This window comes from Saccharothrix sabaoui (assembly GCF_051756985.1).
Lineage (GTDB): Bacteria > Actinomycetota > Actinomycetes > Mycobacteriales > Pseudonocardiaceae > Actinosynnema.
In genome coordinates this window covers 1-13,082 of sequence record NZ_JBPKJK010000012.1, presented here as the reverse complement: position 1 = coordinate 13,082, position 13,082 = coordinate 1, and the positions used below count along the sequence as shown (strand labels likewise).

Sequence of the window (13,082 nt, the reverse complement as noted above, 5' to 3'; positions counted from 1 at the left end):
TCCCTGCAATGACAGCCGCTACGCCGAAGGGTGAACGCCGGCGCCAGGCGCTGGTCGAGGCCGCCGCGGACCTCCTGGCCGACGGCGGGTTCGACGCGGTCCGGCACCGCGCCGTCGCCGAGCGCGCCGGCCTGCCCCTGGCGTCGACCACCTACTACTTCGACTCGCTGGACGACCTGGTCGCCGCGGCCCTGGAGCACCGCAGCATCGCCGAGCTGGCCTACGGCAAGGCCCGGCTGGAGGAGCTCGACCCGGCGGACTGCGGCGGCGACGCGCTCATCGACCTGGTGCTCGACCTGCTGCTCGGACCCGTGGGCGACGGCGACGCGGAGGCCGTGCTGCTGCGCTACGAGCGCCTCGTCGCCACCGGCAGGCGGCCCTACCTGCGACCGCTGATGCGCCGCATGTCCGGGCAGCTGCACGACCTGCTGTTCGACATCTTCACCCGCACCGGCCAACCGGTCACCCGTGAGCGCGTCGAGGAGCTGATCGCGCTGGTCGACGGCGCCGTCGTGAACGCCCTCATCGAGATCAGCCCGGACCCCCGCGCCGCCGCCCGGCGCATGTTGGAGAAGTCGATGCAACCCCGGTGACCCCCGACCGCGTTCACAAGGTGGGGGCGCGGAAGGGGATGGCATGCGCAAGGCCGATGAGCAGGGGTTCCGCGAGTTCGCGGTGGGGCACGCGGCCTCCCTGCGGCGAACGGCGTACCTGTTCTGCGGTGACTGGCACATGGCGGAGGACCTGATGCAGGCGAGCCTGCTCAAGCTCTACCAGGCGTGGCACCGCATCGAGTGGCGCGACAACGCCTCGGCCTACGCCCGCAAGGTGCTGCTGCGCACGTGGCTCGACGAGAAGCGGCGCCCGTGGCGGAGGGCCGAGCAGCGCGACGGCGAGGTGCCGGACGTGGCGGACTCGTCGTCCGACCCGGACCGGGCGGGCGAGCAGCTGTGGGCGCGCGACCTCGTGCACGCGGCGCTGCTGCGCGTGCCGCCGCGCCAGCGGGCCGCGCTCGTGCTGCGCTACTTCGAGGACCTGCCGGTGGCGGAGGTCGCGGTGGCGATGGGCTGCACCGAGGGCACGGTCAAGAGCCAGACCGCGCGCGGGCTCGTCGCGCTGCGCGTCGCCGTCGAGGAACTGGAGCAGGGGGCGGTGGTGGCCTCGTGAGCGAGGCGGAGCTGAGGGAGGGCCTGCGCGCCGCGGTGGGGGACGAGCCGCCGCTGGACTTCGACCCGGACGCGCTGATCGCCCGCGCCCGGCACGCGCGCAAGAGGCGTCGTGCGCTGGTGGCGGTGGCCGTGGCGACCCTGGCGCTGACCGGGACGGCGCTGTCGCTGCCGGGCGCCCTCGACCGGCGCCCGCTGCTCGACGCGGCGGCGGGGCCGCTGCTGACGACCGCGGCGTCCCCGCCCCCGACCGGGCGCCCGCCCGCCCCCACCGCCCTGCCGCCCACCACCACGCCGGAGGCGCCCACCCCCCGGAGCGGACCCGAGGGCCTCCTGGCGCGGCGCGTGACCGACCTGCTCGCCCGGGTGGCCCCCGGGGCCGAGGTGGTCGCGGTCGACTTCGACGACAAGGACCAGCAGGGCGCCCGGTTCATCAGCGGGCTGGTGCAGTACGTCGACGCCGAGGGCAGCAGCGGGATCGCCGTGCAGATCACCGGTGCCGGGGTGGGGCCGGACCCCGACCGGTTCTGCGCGTCGGCGACCTGCGTGTCGACCTCCACGCGGCCGGACGGCAGCCGCGTCGAGGTCGCCGTGGCCGACGGCGGACCGGAGGGCACGACCGTGCTCACCGCCGCGCACTTCCGCCTCGACGGCACCGTGGTGCAGGTCAACGCCTACAACTACGACCCGGCGAAGGGGGGTGCCCTGCGCGCCACCGTGCCCCTGTCGGTGGACCAACTGGTCGAGCTGGCCGTCGACCCCGGCCTGGCCCTGCTCTGACGTGCCCGGTTCCCGGTCCCGGCCGGACGGCAAATATGCTGGTCACGTGACGGTCAAGCCCCGCATCGCCAATGTCCTCGCCGGTCGCTACGCCTCCGCGGAGCTGGCCACGCTGTGGTCCGCCGAGCACAAGGTCGTGCTGGAGCGGCAGCTGTGGCTCGCCGTGCTGCGGGCGCAGGCCGAGCTGGGCGTCGACGTGCCCACCGGGGCCGTCGCGGACTACGAGCGGGTCGTCGAGCAGGTCGACCTGGCGTCCATCGCCGAGCGCGAGCGGGTCACCCGGCACGACGTGAAGGCGCGCATCGAGGAGTTCAACGCCCTCGCCGGCCACGAGCACGTGCACAAGGGCATGACCTCGCGCGACCTGACCGAGAACGTCGAGCAGCTCCAGGTCCTGCGCTCGCTGGAGCACGTGCGCGGCAAGACCGCCGCCGTCCTCGCCCGCCTCGCGCAGCGCGCCGCCGAGTACACCGACCTCGTCATGGCCGGTCGCTCGCACAACGTCGCCGCCCAGGCCACCACCCTCGGCAAGCGCTTCGCGACCGCCGCCGACGAGGTGCTCGTCGCGTTCCGGCGGCTGGAGGAGCTGATCGCGCGGTACCCGCTGCGCGGCGTCAAGGGCCCGGTCGGCACCGCCCAGGACATGCTCGACCTGCTCGGCGGCGACCGGGACAAGCTGGTGGCGCTGGAGCGCGCCGTCGCCGGGCACCTCGGCTTCGAGCGGGTGCTGACCAGCGTCGGCCAGGTGTACCCGCGGTCGCTGGACTTCGACGTCGTGTCGACGCTCGTGCAGCTGGCGGCCGGGCCGTCGTCGCTGGCCAAGACCATCCGGCTGATGGCGGGCCACGAGCTGGTGACCGAGGGCTTCAAGCCCGGCCAGGTCGGCTCCAGCGCCATGCCGCACAAGATGAACACCCGTTCGTGTGAGCGCGTGAACGGGTTCGCGGTGATCCTGCGGGGCTACCTGTCGATGGTCGGCGAACTCGCGGGCGACCAGTGGAACGAGGGCGACGTGTCGTGCTCGGTCGTGCGCCGGGTCGCGCTGCCGGACGCGTTCTTCGCGTTCGACGGCCTGCTGGAGACGTTCCTGACGGTGCTCGACGAGTTCGGCGCCCACCCGGCCGTGGTGGCCCGCGAACTGGACCGCTACCTGCCGTTCCTCGGGACGACCAAGGTGCTGATGGCGGCCGTGCGCGCGGGCGTCGGCCGGGAGACCGCGCACGAGGCGATCAAGGAGAACGCGGTCGGCGTGGCGCTCGCGATGCGCGAGCGCGGCCTGGCGGAGAACGACCTGCTGGACCGCCTCGCCGCCGACGACCGCCTGCCGCTCGACCGGGCCGCCCTGGACGCCCTGCTCGCCGACCGCCTGTCGTTCACCGGCGTGGCGGAGCAGCAGGTGGCGGCCGTGGTGGCGCAGGTCGAGGACGTGCTGTCGGCGTTCCCGGCGGCGGCGGGCTACGTGCCGGAACCGATCCTCTGACGAGCGGGTCGGGCCCTTGAAGGGCGTCGGCCCGCGTCGGAACGGGCCGGGCCCGGCCGAGGGCGGTCAGCGGACGCGCGTCCAGCGGAGGCGGTCCCGGCGGCCCGGTTCGCAGGTCAGGGCGCGGCCCGCCGGGTCCACGGCCGTCGCGCCCCGCTCGTCGCACGGGAAGCCCTCGATCGCCACCTCGTCGAACGCGGGTTCGGTCGTGGTCGGCGGCGGCGCCGGGGGCGCCGGCGGCGGCACGGGCTGGACCTCCACCGGCGGTGGTGGCGGCGGGGGTTCGGTGGTCGCCTCCGCGGTGGGGGGCGGGGTGGTGGCGACCGCGCGGACGGAGATGCTCGCCACCGCGGGCACCGACGCGGGGGGCGTCGTCGAACCGGTGGTGATGGTGGGCAGCTCGACCGGTTCCGGGGCAGCCGTCGGCTTGCCGCACGCGCCCGCGAGCAGCACGGCGATCAGGCTGCCCCCCGCGACGGGGGCCAGTAGCGCCTTCCGGTGGACCACGCCGAGCAGAGTAGGGGCAGCAGGCCCGATACCCCAAGTGGCGGTGTGCCGGACGCACACCCGGAGTAGAGCTACAGCCTCCCCGCGTCGATGATCCTCTTCAGGAACTGCCGGGTCCGCGGGTGCTCCGGGTCGCCCAGGACCTGCTCCGGCGGCCCGGACTCGACGAGCCGCCCGCCGTCGAGGAACACCACCCGGTCGGCGACCTGGCGGGCGAACCCCATTTCGTGCGTCGCCATCAGGATCGTCCTGCCCTGCCCCGCCAGCTCCCTGACCAGCGACAGCACCTCGCCGACGAGTTCCGGGTCCAGCGCGCTGGTGATCTCGTCCAGCAGCAGCAGGCGCGGCACGTGGGCCAGCGCACGGGCGATGGCGACGCGCTGCTGCTGCCCGCCCGACAGCTGCTCGGGGTAGCCGCGGGCCCGGTCGGCGAGGCCCACGCGCCCCAGCAGGTCCAGGGCGGTGCGCTCGGCCTCCGCCCGGGGCACGCCGTGCACGACGCGCGACGCGAGGGTGACGTTGTCGAGCACGGTCATGTGCGGGAACAGGTTGAACGCCTGGAACACGACGCCCATCGCCCGCCGCGCCACGTCGGCGTCGACCCGCGGGTCGGACACGTCGACGCCGTCGAGGAGCACCTGGCCGTCGTCCAGCTCCTCCAGCAGGTTCACGCAGCGCAGCAGGGTCGACTTGCCCGACCCGGACGACCCGATCAGCGCCACCACCTCGTGCTCGTGCACGTCGAGGTCGACGCCGTCGAGCACCGTGCGGCCCCCGTAGCGCTTCACCACGCCGCGCACGGACAGCACCGGTCCGGGCAGCCCCCGCGCGGGTGCACCGCGGTCGCTCATCGTCCCCCCTGACGCCGTTCCACCCGGCGGCCCACCGCGTCGGCGAACCGCGCCGTGGGCACCGCGAGCAGTACGAACAGCAGCCCCGCCACCACGTACGGGGTGAAGTTGAACGCCCTGGCCTGCTCGATCTGCGCCGCGCGCACCGCGTCCACCGCGCCCAGCACGGAGATCAGCCCGCAGTCCTTCTGGAGCGCCACGAAGTCGTTGAGCAGCGCCGGCATGACCCGCCGCACCGCCTGCGGCAGCACGACCAGCCGCATCGTCTTGCGCGGCGTCAGCCCCAGCGAGCGGGCCGCCGCCACCTGCGACGGGTGCACCGACTCGATGCCCGCCCGGAACACCTCGGCCACGTACGCGGTGTAGGCGAGCACGAGCGCCACGCCGCCGAGCACCACGAAGTCGTTCGGCACGCCCGTGAGCCGCAGCGCGGGCAGCCCGAACCCGACCAGGTACAGCAGGATGATCAGCGGCAGCCCGCGGAACAGGTCCACGTACACGGTGGCCAGGGCGCGCAGCGGGAACCACACCGGGCTGCGCAGGGTGCGCAGCGCCGCCACGCCGAGCGCGAGCACCAGGATCAGCGCCCCGCACACGACCAGCACGCGCAGGTTCAGCCACAGCCCCTCCAGGATGGCGGGCAGCGACCGCCACGCGACCTCCGGGTCGAAGAAGGAGTCCCGGACGCGCGGCCAGCCGGGCGCGGTGGCGACGGTCGCGGTGGCCGCCGCGGCGAACACGACCGTGGACAGCAGCGCGACCAGCGTGGACCGCCGCGAGCGGGAACGCCGGTAGGCGAGGCGCTCCCGTTGCAGCAGGCTCGTCACGTCAGGCGGTCACTTCAGCTCGGGTGCCGTGCCGGCGGCCGACAGCCACTCCTGCTCGATCTTCGCCAGCGTGCCGTCGGCCCGCAGGTTCTCCACCGCGGTCGACACGCACGCGGTGAGCGGGCTGCCCTTGTCCAGCACGACGCCGAACTGCTCGGGCTTGCCGTCGCCGGGCGGCACCTGGCCGACGATCAGGCCGTCCTCCAGCTCCGCGGACGTGATGTAGAACGCGGTCGGCAGGTCCACCACCAGCGCGTCGATCTGCCCGGCGCGCAGGGCGGCCTTGGCGTCGTCGTTGGTGTTGTAGACGGCGACGTCCTGCGCGGGCTGGAGCCGCTGGGCGGCCTCGAAGCTGGTCGTGCCCACCTGGGCGCCGACCTTGACCTCCTTCAGCTCGGCGAGCGTCTTCACGGACGCGGCCCTGGACGACTCCAGCGTGATCACGGCCTGGTCCACGTCGTAGTACGGCGCGGAGAAGTCGACGGCCTGCCTGCGCTCCTCGGTGATGGAGAACTCGGTGAGGTTGGCGTCGTAGGTCTTCTTCCCCGGCTGGATGGCCGCGTTGAACGGGACGCGCGTCCAGACGACGTCCTCCTTCGCGTACCCCAGCTCCCCGGCGAGGGCGTGGGCGACGGCGGACTCGAAGCCCTTGCCGTTGGTCGGGTCGTCGTCCACGTACCACGGCTCGTAGACCGGCTGGTCCGTGCCGAACGTGATCCTGCCCGCGGTCAGGGTCGCCAGGTTCGCCTTCTCGCAGGCGACGCCGTCCACCTGGTTGGTGGGCGGCGCGGCCTGCTCCTCGGGGGCGCAGGCGGCCGCCGCGAGGAGGGCGGTGGCGGCGAGTATCACTCCGGGTGCACGCATGGGGGAGATCTTGCCGCAGGTGGGAAGGGGTGCCCACGGAGCGGGACAAGTAGGCTTCGGATCGTGCCCAAGCTCGCCGATTACCGGCTGGTCGCCACCGGCAAGGTCCGCCAGGTCCACGAGGTGGACGACGACCTGCTGCTGTTCGTGGCCTCCGACCGGATCTCCGCCTTCGACCACGTGCTCTCCACGGAGATCCCCGACAAGGGACGCGTGCTCACCGCGATGAGCGTGTTCTGGTTCGAGAGGTTCGCCGACCTCGTGCCGAACCACCTGGTGGCGTGGGACGACCCGCGCATCCCGGACGAGGTGCGCGGCCGGGCGCTGCTCGTGCGCCGGCTCGACATGGTGCAGGTGGAGTGCGTCGCCCGCGGCTACCTCACCGGGTCCGGCATGGCCGAGTACCGGCGCGACGGCGGGGTGTGCGGCGTGCGGCTGCCCGAGGGGCTGGTCGAGGCGTCCGAGCTGGCGGAGCCGATCTTCACCCCGGCGACGAAGGCCGAGATCGGCGCGCACGACGAGAACGTGTCGTTCGAGCACGTCGTGGCCGAGGTCGGGGCCGGCCTGGCCGGGCGGCTGCGGGACGCCACCCTGGAGATCTACGGCGCGGCGCGCGAGTTCGCCCGGTCCAAGGGGGTGGTCCTGGCCGACACGAAGTTCGAGTTCGGCCTGGACGCCTCGGGCGCGCTGGTCCTCGGCGACGAGGTGCTCACGCCCGACTCGTCGCGCTACTGGCCCGCCGACGGGTACGCGCCCGGCCGGGTGCAGCCGTCGTTCGACAAGCAGTACGTGCGCGACTGGCTGACCTCGGACGCCTCCGGCTGGGACCGGGCGTCCGACGCGCCGCCGCCCCCGCTGCCCGACGACGTGGTGGCCGCGACCCGCGCCCGGTACGTCGAGGCGTACGAGCGGATCACCGGGCTGTCCTTCGCCGACTGGCCGTCCGGCACCCCCTGAGCCCGACCTCGTGATTTCGCCCGATCCGCACCGGCGCGTCACCTCGTCGCCAAGCGGGCGACACGCCGGTGCGGCGCACTGGGCACATGGGCGCCCACCTCGTGGTTTCGCTGTCCGGCATCGGGCCGAGCACGCTCGACCGGTGCGCCGACCTGGCCGGGGAGCTGGACCGGCGGCACGTGCCGCTGTCCCTGCTCCTGGCCCCGCGCAAGGCCGTCCCCGGCGCGGTCCCCGACTGGGTCCGCGCGCGCGTCGCCGCCGGTGACGCGCTCGTGCTGCACGGGTTCGACCACGCCGCCGACCCGACGCACCGGGCGGTGTCGCTGCGCCGCCGGGCCGAGTTCTCCGCGCTGCCCGCGCACGAGGCGGGGCTGCGGCTGGTCGCCGCCCGCGCCGGCCTGGAGCGGCTCGGCCTGGCCACCGACCTGTTCGCGCCGCCGTCGTGGCTCGCGTCGCCGGGCACGCTGGTCGCGCTGCGCCGGCACCGGTTCGCGGTGTGCGCGGACATGGCGGGCGTGCGCGACCTGCGCACCGGCGACGTGCGGCCGGGGCGGGTGCGGATGGCCGTCGACCACTGGGGCCACCTGCTCGCGGTCGGCCGGTCGGCGCGGCGCGGCGGCCTGGTGCGGCTCGGCGCGGACGCCGCGTCGCTGGACCGGCTCGCGCCCGTGCTGCTGGAGGCCGTGGACCTGGCCCTGCACCACGGCGCGACCCCGACGACCTACAGCGCCTCGACCTACAGCGCCACGACCTCCCCCTCGGGCAGCACGACCACCTCGACGCCCTCCGGCGCGGTGCCGGTCAGGACGCGGTAGTACACCCCGGGGTGGGCCAGGAGCGACTGGTGGATCGGCACGGCCCGGCGCGGGCCGACCGCGGCGAGGAAGTCGGCCGCCTCGGACAGCTTCATCCACGGCGCGGCGGTCGGCAGGCCCAGCACGTCGACGCGCTGCCCGGGCACCCTCAGCGAGTCGCCCGGGTGGTAGAACGCGCCGTCGTCGACCAGGTAGCCGACGTTCGCGGGCAGCGGGACGCTCGGGTGGATCACCTCGTGCGGCGCGTCGAGGACGCGCACGGACGTGCCGCCGAACCCCAGCACCGCGCCGGGCTCGGCCCGGGTCGCGCCGTCGAGGTCGAACGGGGCGAAGACCGGGACGCCGGGGTTGGCGTCGCGCAGGGCGGGCAGCCGGGCGGGGTCGAGGTGGTCGGGGTGCTCGTGGGTGACCAGGACCGCGTCGAGCCCGGTGACCCCCTCGAAGCCGGTCGAGAACGTGCCGGGGTCGAACAGGACGCGCGCGGAGCCGGTGTCGACCAGCAGGCAGGAGTGTCCGAAGTGGACGATTTCCATGGTGGTGCCTCCTCAGGGCACCGTTCTACCCCGGTTCAGCCGATCGCGCGCAGCAGCTCCCGCTCCACCTCGGGCGGCAGGCCGGCGCGGCGCTCGCGGTCCGGGCCCAGCTCCCGCTCGTGCGCCAGGGCGTCGACGGCGGTCCCGGCGGTCGGCCGGACGCGCAGCCCGGCGGCCAGCGCGGGACCCGCGTCGCGGAACATCATCGACCGGTGGCTGCGCGGCAACCACAGCGGCAGCGACCTCGGCCCGGCCCACGGCTGGACCCCGTGCCGCGCCAGGACGTCCCCCGGGACGCGGACCAGCTCGGTCCCCGGCGGCGCCACCGCGCCCGCGACCTCGCCGAGGACCATGCCCAACGGGTTGCTCGGCCCGATCGCGTCGTAGGTGCCGGTGACGCGCCGCTCGGCCGCGTCCACCACCCACGCGGCCAGGTCGCGCACGTCCACGTGCTGCGCCGGCTGGTCCGCCGCGTCGGGCACGACCACCCGGCCGCCCCGGCTGAGCCGGTTCGGCCAGTACCCGAACCGGTCGCTCCGGTCACCGGGCCCGGTGATGAGGCCGGCGCGGACGATGAACGCCCGGTCGCCGTGCGCGTCCAGCACCGCGTTCTCGCAGGCCACCTTCACCGACCCGTACAGCTCGGGCGTCGTCGGCGCGCCGGGCTCGTCCTCCGCCGGCGGGAGGGTCGCCGTGCCGCCGGGGGTGGCGTGGTCGGCGTAGACGGAGCAGCTGGAGATGAACGCCCAGTGGTCCGCGCCCACCGAGCGCAGCGCGTCGCGCACCCAGGTCACCGACATGGTGGCGACGTCCACGACCGCGTCGAAGCGCGTGCCCGCCAGCTCGCCGAGCCCGGCGTCCCGGTCGACGGGCACGTGCACGGCCCCCGCGGGCACCGCCCCGGACTCGCCGCGCGCCGCGCACACCACCTCGTGCCCGCGCCCCACCGCCTCGGCCGCCGTCGCCCTGCCGAGGAAGACCGTGCCGCCGAGCACCAGCATCCGCATGGGCCCACCCTGGACCCCGCGGGGCGCGACCGCCGGCAGGTCAGCCCAGGGCGAACAGGTGAACGTGTGCCCCCGGCCACCTGTGAACTGGATGAACACCCAGGTCAGGTACCCTTCGCCAGTACCGCAGTCCTCCTACCTTGGAGCAGCCTGTCGTGGCCCGAGTCGTCGTCGACGTCATGCCGAAGCCCGAAATCCTCGACCCGCAGGGACAGGCGGTGGCCAACGCGCTGCCCCGTCTCGGGTTCGACGGAATCACCACTGTCCGCCAGGGCAAGCACTTCGAGCTGGAGGTCGCCGACGACGTCGACGACGCCACGCTCGCGAAGATCGCCGAGACGTTCCTCGCCAACCCCGTCATCGAGGACTGGGTCGTGAGGCGGGTCGAGGCATGAGGGTCGGGGTCATCACGTTCCCGGGCACGCTGGACGACGTCGACGCGGCGCGCGCGGTCAGGTACGCGGACGGCGAGGCCGTCCCGCTGTGGCACGCGGACCGCGACCTCAAGGGCGTCGACGCGGTCATCGTGCCCGGTGGCTTCTCCTACGGCGACTACCTGCGCTGCGGCGCCATCGCCCGGTTCGCCCCGGTGATGGAGGAGGTCGTCGAGGCCGCGAACAAGGGCATGCCGGTCCTGGGCATCTGCAACGGCTTCCAGATCCTGTGCGAGGCCCACCTGCTGCCCGGCGCGCTCGTGCGCAACTCGAAGCTGCACTTCGTGTGCCGCGACCAGTGGCTGAAGGTCGAGAACACCACGACCGCCTGGACGACCCGGTACGACGAGGGCGCCGAGATCCTGGTGCCGCTCAAGTCCGGCGAGGGCGGCTACCAGGCCGACCAGCGCACCCTCGACGAGCTGGAGGGGGAGGGCCGCGTCGTGTTCCGCTACGTCGGCGAGAACCCGAACGGCTCGCGCAACGACATCGCGGGCATCACCAGCGCGAACGGCCGGGTCGTCGGCCTCATGCCGCACCCGGAGCACGCGATCGAGGCGCTGACCGGCCCCACGGACGACGGGCTCGGCATGTTCCTGTCCCTGCTCGACTCGGTGGTGAGCGCATGACCGTCGACACCGTCGAGAACGCCGGGAGCACGCCGGACCAGGAGCAGCCCTACAAGGAGCTGGGCCTGAAGGACGACGAGTACGCCCGCATCAAGGAGATCCTGGGCCGCCGCCCCACGGACGCCGAGCTGGCCATGTACTCGGTGATGTGGAGCGAGCACTGCTCCTACAAGTCGTCCAAGGTGCACCTGAAGTACTTCTCCGAGACCACCACCGACGAGATGCGCGCCAAGATGCTCGCGGGCATCGGCGAGAACGCGGGCGTGGTCGACATCGGCGACGGCTGGGCGATCACGTTCAAGGCGGAGAGCCACAACCACCCGTCCTACGTCGAGCCGTACCAGGGCGCGGCGACGGGCGTGGGCGGCATCGTGCGCGACATCCTGGCCATGGGCGCGCGCCCGCTGGCCGTGATGGACCCGCTGCGCTTCGGCCCGGCCGACGCTCCGGACACGCGCCGCGTGCTGCCCGGGATCGTCGCGGGCGTCGGCGGCTACGGCAACTGCCTGGGCCTGCCGAACATCGGCGGCGAGGTCGTGTTCGACGCGACCTACGCGGGCAACCCGCTGGTCAACGCCCTGTGCGTGGGTGCCATGCGGGTCGAGGACCTGCACCTGGCGCACGCCTCGGGCACCGGCAACAAGGTCGTCCTGTTCGGCGCGCGCACCGGCCTCGACGGCATCGGCGGCGTGTCCGTGCTGGCGTCCGAGACCTTCGACGACACGGCGGGCAAGCGCAAGAAGCTGCCCAGCGTGCAGGTGGGCGACCCGTTCACCGAGAAGGTGCTCATCGAGTGCTGCCTGGAGCTGTTCGCCGAGCGCATCGTCGTCGGCATCCAGGACCTCGGCGGCGCGGGCCTGGCGTGCGCGACGTCGGAGCTGGCCAGCGCCGGTGACGGCGGGATGCACGTCTACCTGGAGCGGGTGCCGCTGCGCGCCACCGGCATGACGCCGGCGGAGATCCTGTCCAGCGAGTCGCAGGAGCGCATGTGCGCGGTCGTGCGGCCCGAGGACATGGACGCGTTCATGGCGGTCTGCGCCAAGTGGGACGTCATCGCCACCGAGATCGGCGAGGTCACCGAGGGCGACCGGCTCGTCATCACCTGGCACGACGAGGTCGTCCTCGACGTCCCGCCGCGCACGGTCGCGCACGAGGGCCCGGTGTACGACCGGCCGATCGAGCGCCCGGCCGACCAGGACGCCCTCCAGGCCGACGTGCCGGACGCGCTGCCCCGGCCGGCGGACGGCGAGCTGCTGGAGCTGGTCAAGACCATGGCGGCATCGCCGAACCTGGCGTCGAAGCGGTGGGTCACCCAGCAGTACGACCGGTACGTGCGCGGCGGCACGGTGCTCGCCCAGCCGTCCGACTCGGGCATGATCCGCATCGACGAGTCGACGCACCGGGGCGTGGCGCTGGCCACCGACTGCAACGGCCGCTACACCAAGCTCGACCCGTACGCGGGCGCGCAGCTCGCGCTGGCCGAGGCGTACCGGAACGTGGCCACGTCGGGCGCGACGCCGGTCGCGGTGACGAACTGCCTGAACTTCGGCTCGCCCGAGGACCCGGCGGTGATGTGGCAGTTCGAGCAGGCCGTGAAGGGCCTCGCGGACGGCTGCGTCGAGCTGGGCATCCCGGTGACCGGCGGCAACGTCAGCTTCTACAACCAGACCGGGTCGACGGCGATCCTGCCGACGCCGGTGGTGGGCGTGCTGGGCGTGATCGACGACGTCCGCCGCCGCACCCCCACCGGGATCGGCGCGGAGGCCGGCGAGACGCTGCTGCTGCTCGGCGAGACCCGCGCCGAGTTCGGCGGGTCCGAGTGGGCGCACGTCGTGCACGGGCACCTGGGCGGCCTGCCGCCGAAGGTGGACCTGGCGCGGGAGAAGCTGCTCGGCGAGGTGCTGGTGGCCGGGTCGCGCGACGGGATGCTGTCCGCCGCGCACGACCTGTCCGACGGCGGCCTGGCGCAGGCGCTGGTCGAGACGTGCCTGATCGGCGAGGTGGGCGCCCGGGTGTTCCTGGAGGGCGACCCGTTCACCGAGCTGTTCAGCGAGTCGGCGGCCCGCGTGCTGGTGGCCGTGCCGCGCACGGAGGAGCTGCGGTTCACCGACATGTGCACGGCGCGCGGCCTGCCGTGGCGCAAGGTCGGCGTGGTGGACCCGGAGTCCGGGGCGCTGGAGTTCCAGGGCCTCGGCGCGCTGCCGCTGGCGGAGCTGCGCGAGGCGTGGGAGG

General features: G+C 74.0%; 15 protein-coding genes. 9 read left to right on the top strand and 6 right to left on the bottom strand.

Annotation, left to right across the window (positions count from 1 at the left end):
• Positions 1-8: 8 nt before the first annotated feature.
• From ACR807_RS05765 to purB, 4 genes are read left to right on the top strand one after another with little or no spacing between them, the layout of a single operon-like run.
• Positions 9-593, top strand: coding sequence for a TetR/AcrR family transcriptional regulator (locus ACR807_RS05765; RefSeq protein WP_438920151.1), 585 nt, complete (start codon positions 9-11; stop codon positions 591-593).
• Between the two features lie 43 nt (positions 594-636).
• Entirely contained in the window at positions 637-1,167 is a 531-nt protein-coding gene (locus ACR807_RS05760; RefSeq protein WP_438920150.1) for an RNA polymerase sigma factor, read from the top strand.
• Positions 1,164-1,946, top strand: coding sequence for a hypothetical protein (locus tag ACR807_RS05755; RefSeq protein ID WP_438920149.1), 783 nt, complete (start codon positions 1,164-1,166; stop codon positions 1,944-1,946). The genes ACR807_RS05760 and ACR807_RS05755 overlap by 4 nt, the downstream gene beginning before the upstream one ends.
• Before the next feature lie 46 nt (positions 1,947-1,992).
• The gene (gene purB / locus ACR807_RS05750) at positions 1,993-3,426 is read left to right on the top strand and encodes an adenylosuccinate lyase (protein ID WP_438920148.1); all 1,434 of its coding nucleotides are present in this window, start codon (positions 1,993-1,995) and stop codon (positions 3,424-3,426) included.
• A 66-nt stretch (positions 3,427-3,492) separates the two neighbouring features.
• On the opposite strand, the gene ACR807_RS05745 is transcribed toward purB, so the two are convergent.
• The 4 genes from ACR807_RS05745 to ACR807_RS05730 form a co-directional block, all read right to left on the bottom strand.
• The gene (locus tag ACR807_RS05745; protein WP_438920147.1) at positions 3,493-3,933 is read right to left on the bottom strand and encodes a hypothetical protein; all 441 of its coding nucleotides are present in this window, start codon (positions 3,931-3,933) and stop codon (positions 3,493-3,495) included.
• Positions 3,934-4,004: 71 nt separating this feature from the next.
• Entirely contained in the window at positions 4,005-4,784 is a 780-nt protein-coding gene (locus ACR807_RS05740; RefSeq protein WP_438920146.1) for an amino acid ABC transporter ATP-binding protein, read from the bottom strand.
• Positions 4,781-5,611: an amino acid ABC transporter permease gene (locus ACR807_RS05735; RefSeq protein WP_438920145.1), complete on the bottom strand. Its 831-nt coding sequence runs from the start codon at positions 5,609-5,611 to the stop codon at positions 4,781-4,783. The genes ACR807_RS05740 and ACR807_RS05735 overlap by 4 nt, the downstream gene beginning before the upstream one ends.
• Positions 5,612-5,620: 9 nt before the next feature.
• On the bottom strand, positions 5,621-6,475 hold the full coding sequence (locus ACR807_RS05730) for an ABC transporter substrate-binding protein (protein WP_438920144.1): 855 nt from the start codon (positions 6,473-6,475) through the stop codon (positions 5,621-5,623).
• Between the two features lie 63 nt (positions 6,476-6,538).
• On the opposite strand from ACR807_RS05730, the gene ACR807_RS05725 reads away from it, so the two are divergent.
• Together ACR807_RS05725 and ACR807_RS05720 are read left to right on the top strand one after the other, a co-directional pair.
• On the top strand, positions 6,539-7,432 hold the full coding sequence (locus ACR807_RS05725) for a phosphoribosylaminoimidazolesuccinocarboxamide synthase (protein WP_438920143.1): 894 nt from the start codon (positions 6,539-6,541) through the stop codon (positions 7,430-7,432).
• An 86-nt stretch (positions 7,433-7,518) separates the two neighbouring features.
• The gene (locus ACR807_RS05720) at positions 7,519-8,247 is read left to right on the top strand and encodes a DUF2334 domain-containing protein (RefSeq protein WP_438920142.1); all 729 of its coding nucleotides are present in this window, start codon (positions 7,519-7,521) and stop codon (positions 8,245-8,247) included.
• Here ACR807_RS05720 and ACR807_RS05715 read toward each other — a convergent pair.
• Together ACR807_RS05715 and ACR807_RS05710 are read right to left on the bottom strand one after the other, a co-directional pair.
• Complete coding sequence (locus ACR807_RS05715) at positions 8,169-8,780, bottom strand: MBL fold metallo-hydrolase (protein WP_438920141.1); 612 nt, start codon at positions 8,778-8,780, stop codon at positions 8,169-8,171. The two genes, ACR807_RS05720 and ACR807_RS05715, sit on opposite strands and share 79 nt — an antisense overlap.
• Positions 8,781-8,815: 35 nt before the next feature.
• Positions 8,816-9,787 carry an NAD-dependent epimerase/dehydratase family protein gene (locus ACR807_RS05710; protein WP_438920140.1) on the bottom strand — a complete coding sequence of 324 codons (972 nt, stop codon included), beginning with the start codon at positions 9,785-9,787 and terminating at the stop codon, positions 8,816-8,818.
• A gap of 155 nt (positions 9,788-9,942) precedes the next feature.
• On the opposite strand from ACR807_RS05710, the gene purS reads away from it, so the two are divergent.
• From purS to purL, 3 genes are all read left to right on the top strand, one after another.
• Positions 9,943-10,182 (top strand): phosphoribosylformylglycinamidine synthase subunit PurS, encoded by a 240-nt coding sequence (purS, locus tag ACR807_RS05705; protein WP_306743917.1) that lies wholly within the window; start codon positions 9,943-9,945, stop codon positions 10,180-10,182.
• Positions 10,179-10,850: a phosphoribosylformylglycinamidine synthase subunit PurQ gene (gene purQ, locus ACR807_RS05700; protein WP_438920139.1), complete on the top strand. Its 672-nt coding sequence runs from the start codon at positions 10,179-10,181 to the stop codon at positions 10,848-10,850. The genes purS and purQ overlap by 4 nt, the downstream gene beginning before the upstream one ends.
• Positions 10,847-13,082 (top strand): phosphoribosylformylglycinamidine synthase subunit PurL (purL, locus tag ACR807_RS05695; protein WP_438920138.1); only part of this gene is annotated, 2,236 nt, incomplete at its 3' end. The genes purQ and purL, both read left to right, overlap by 4 nt.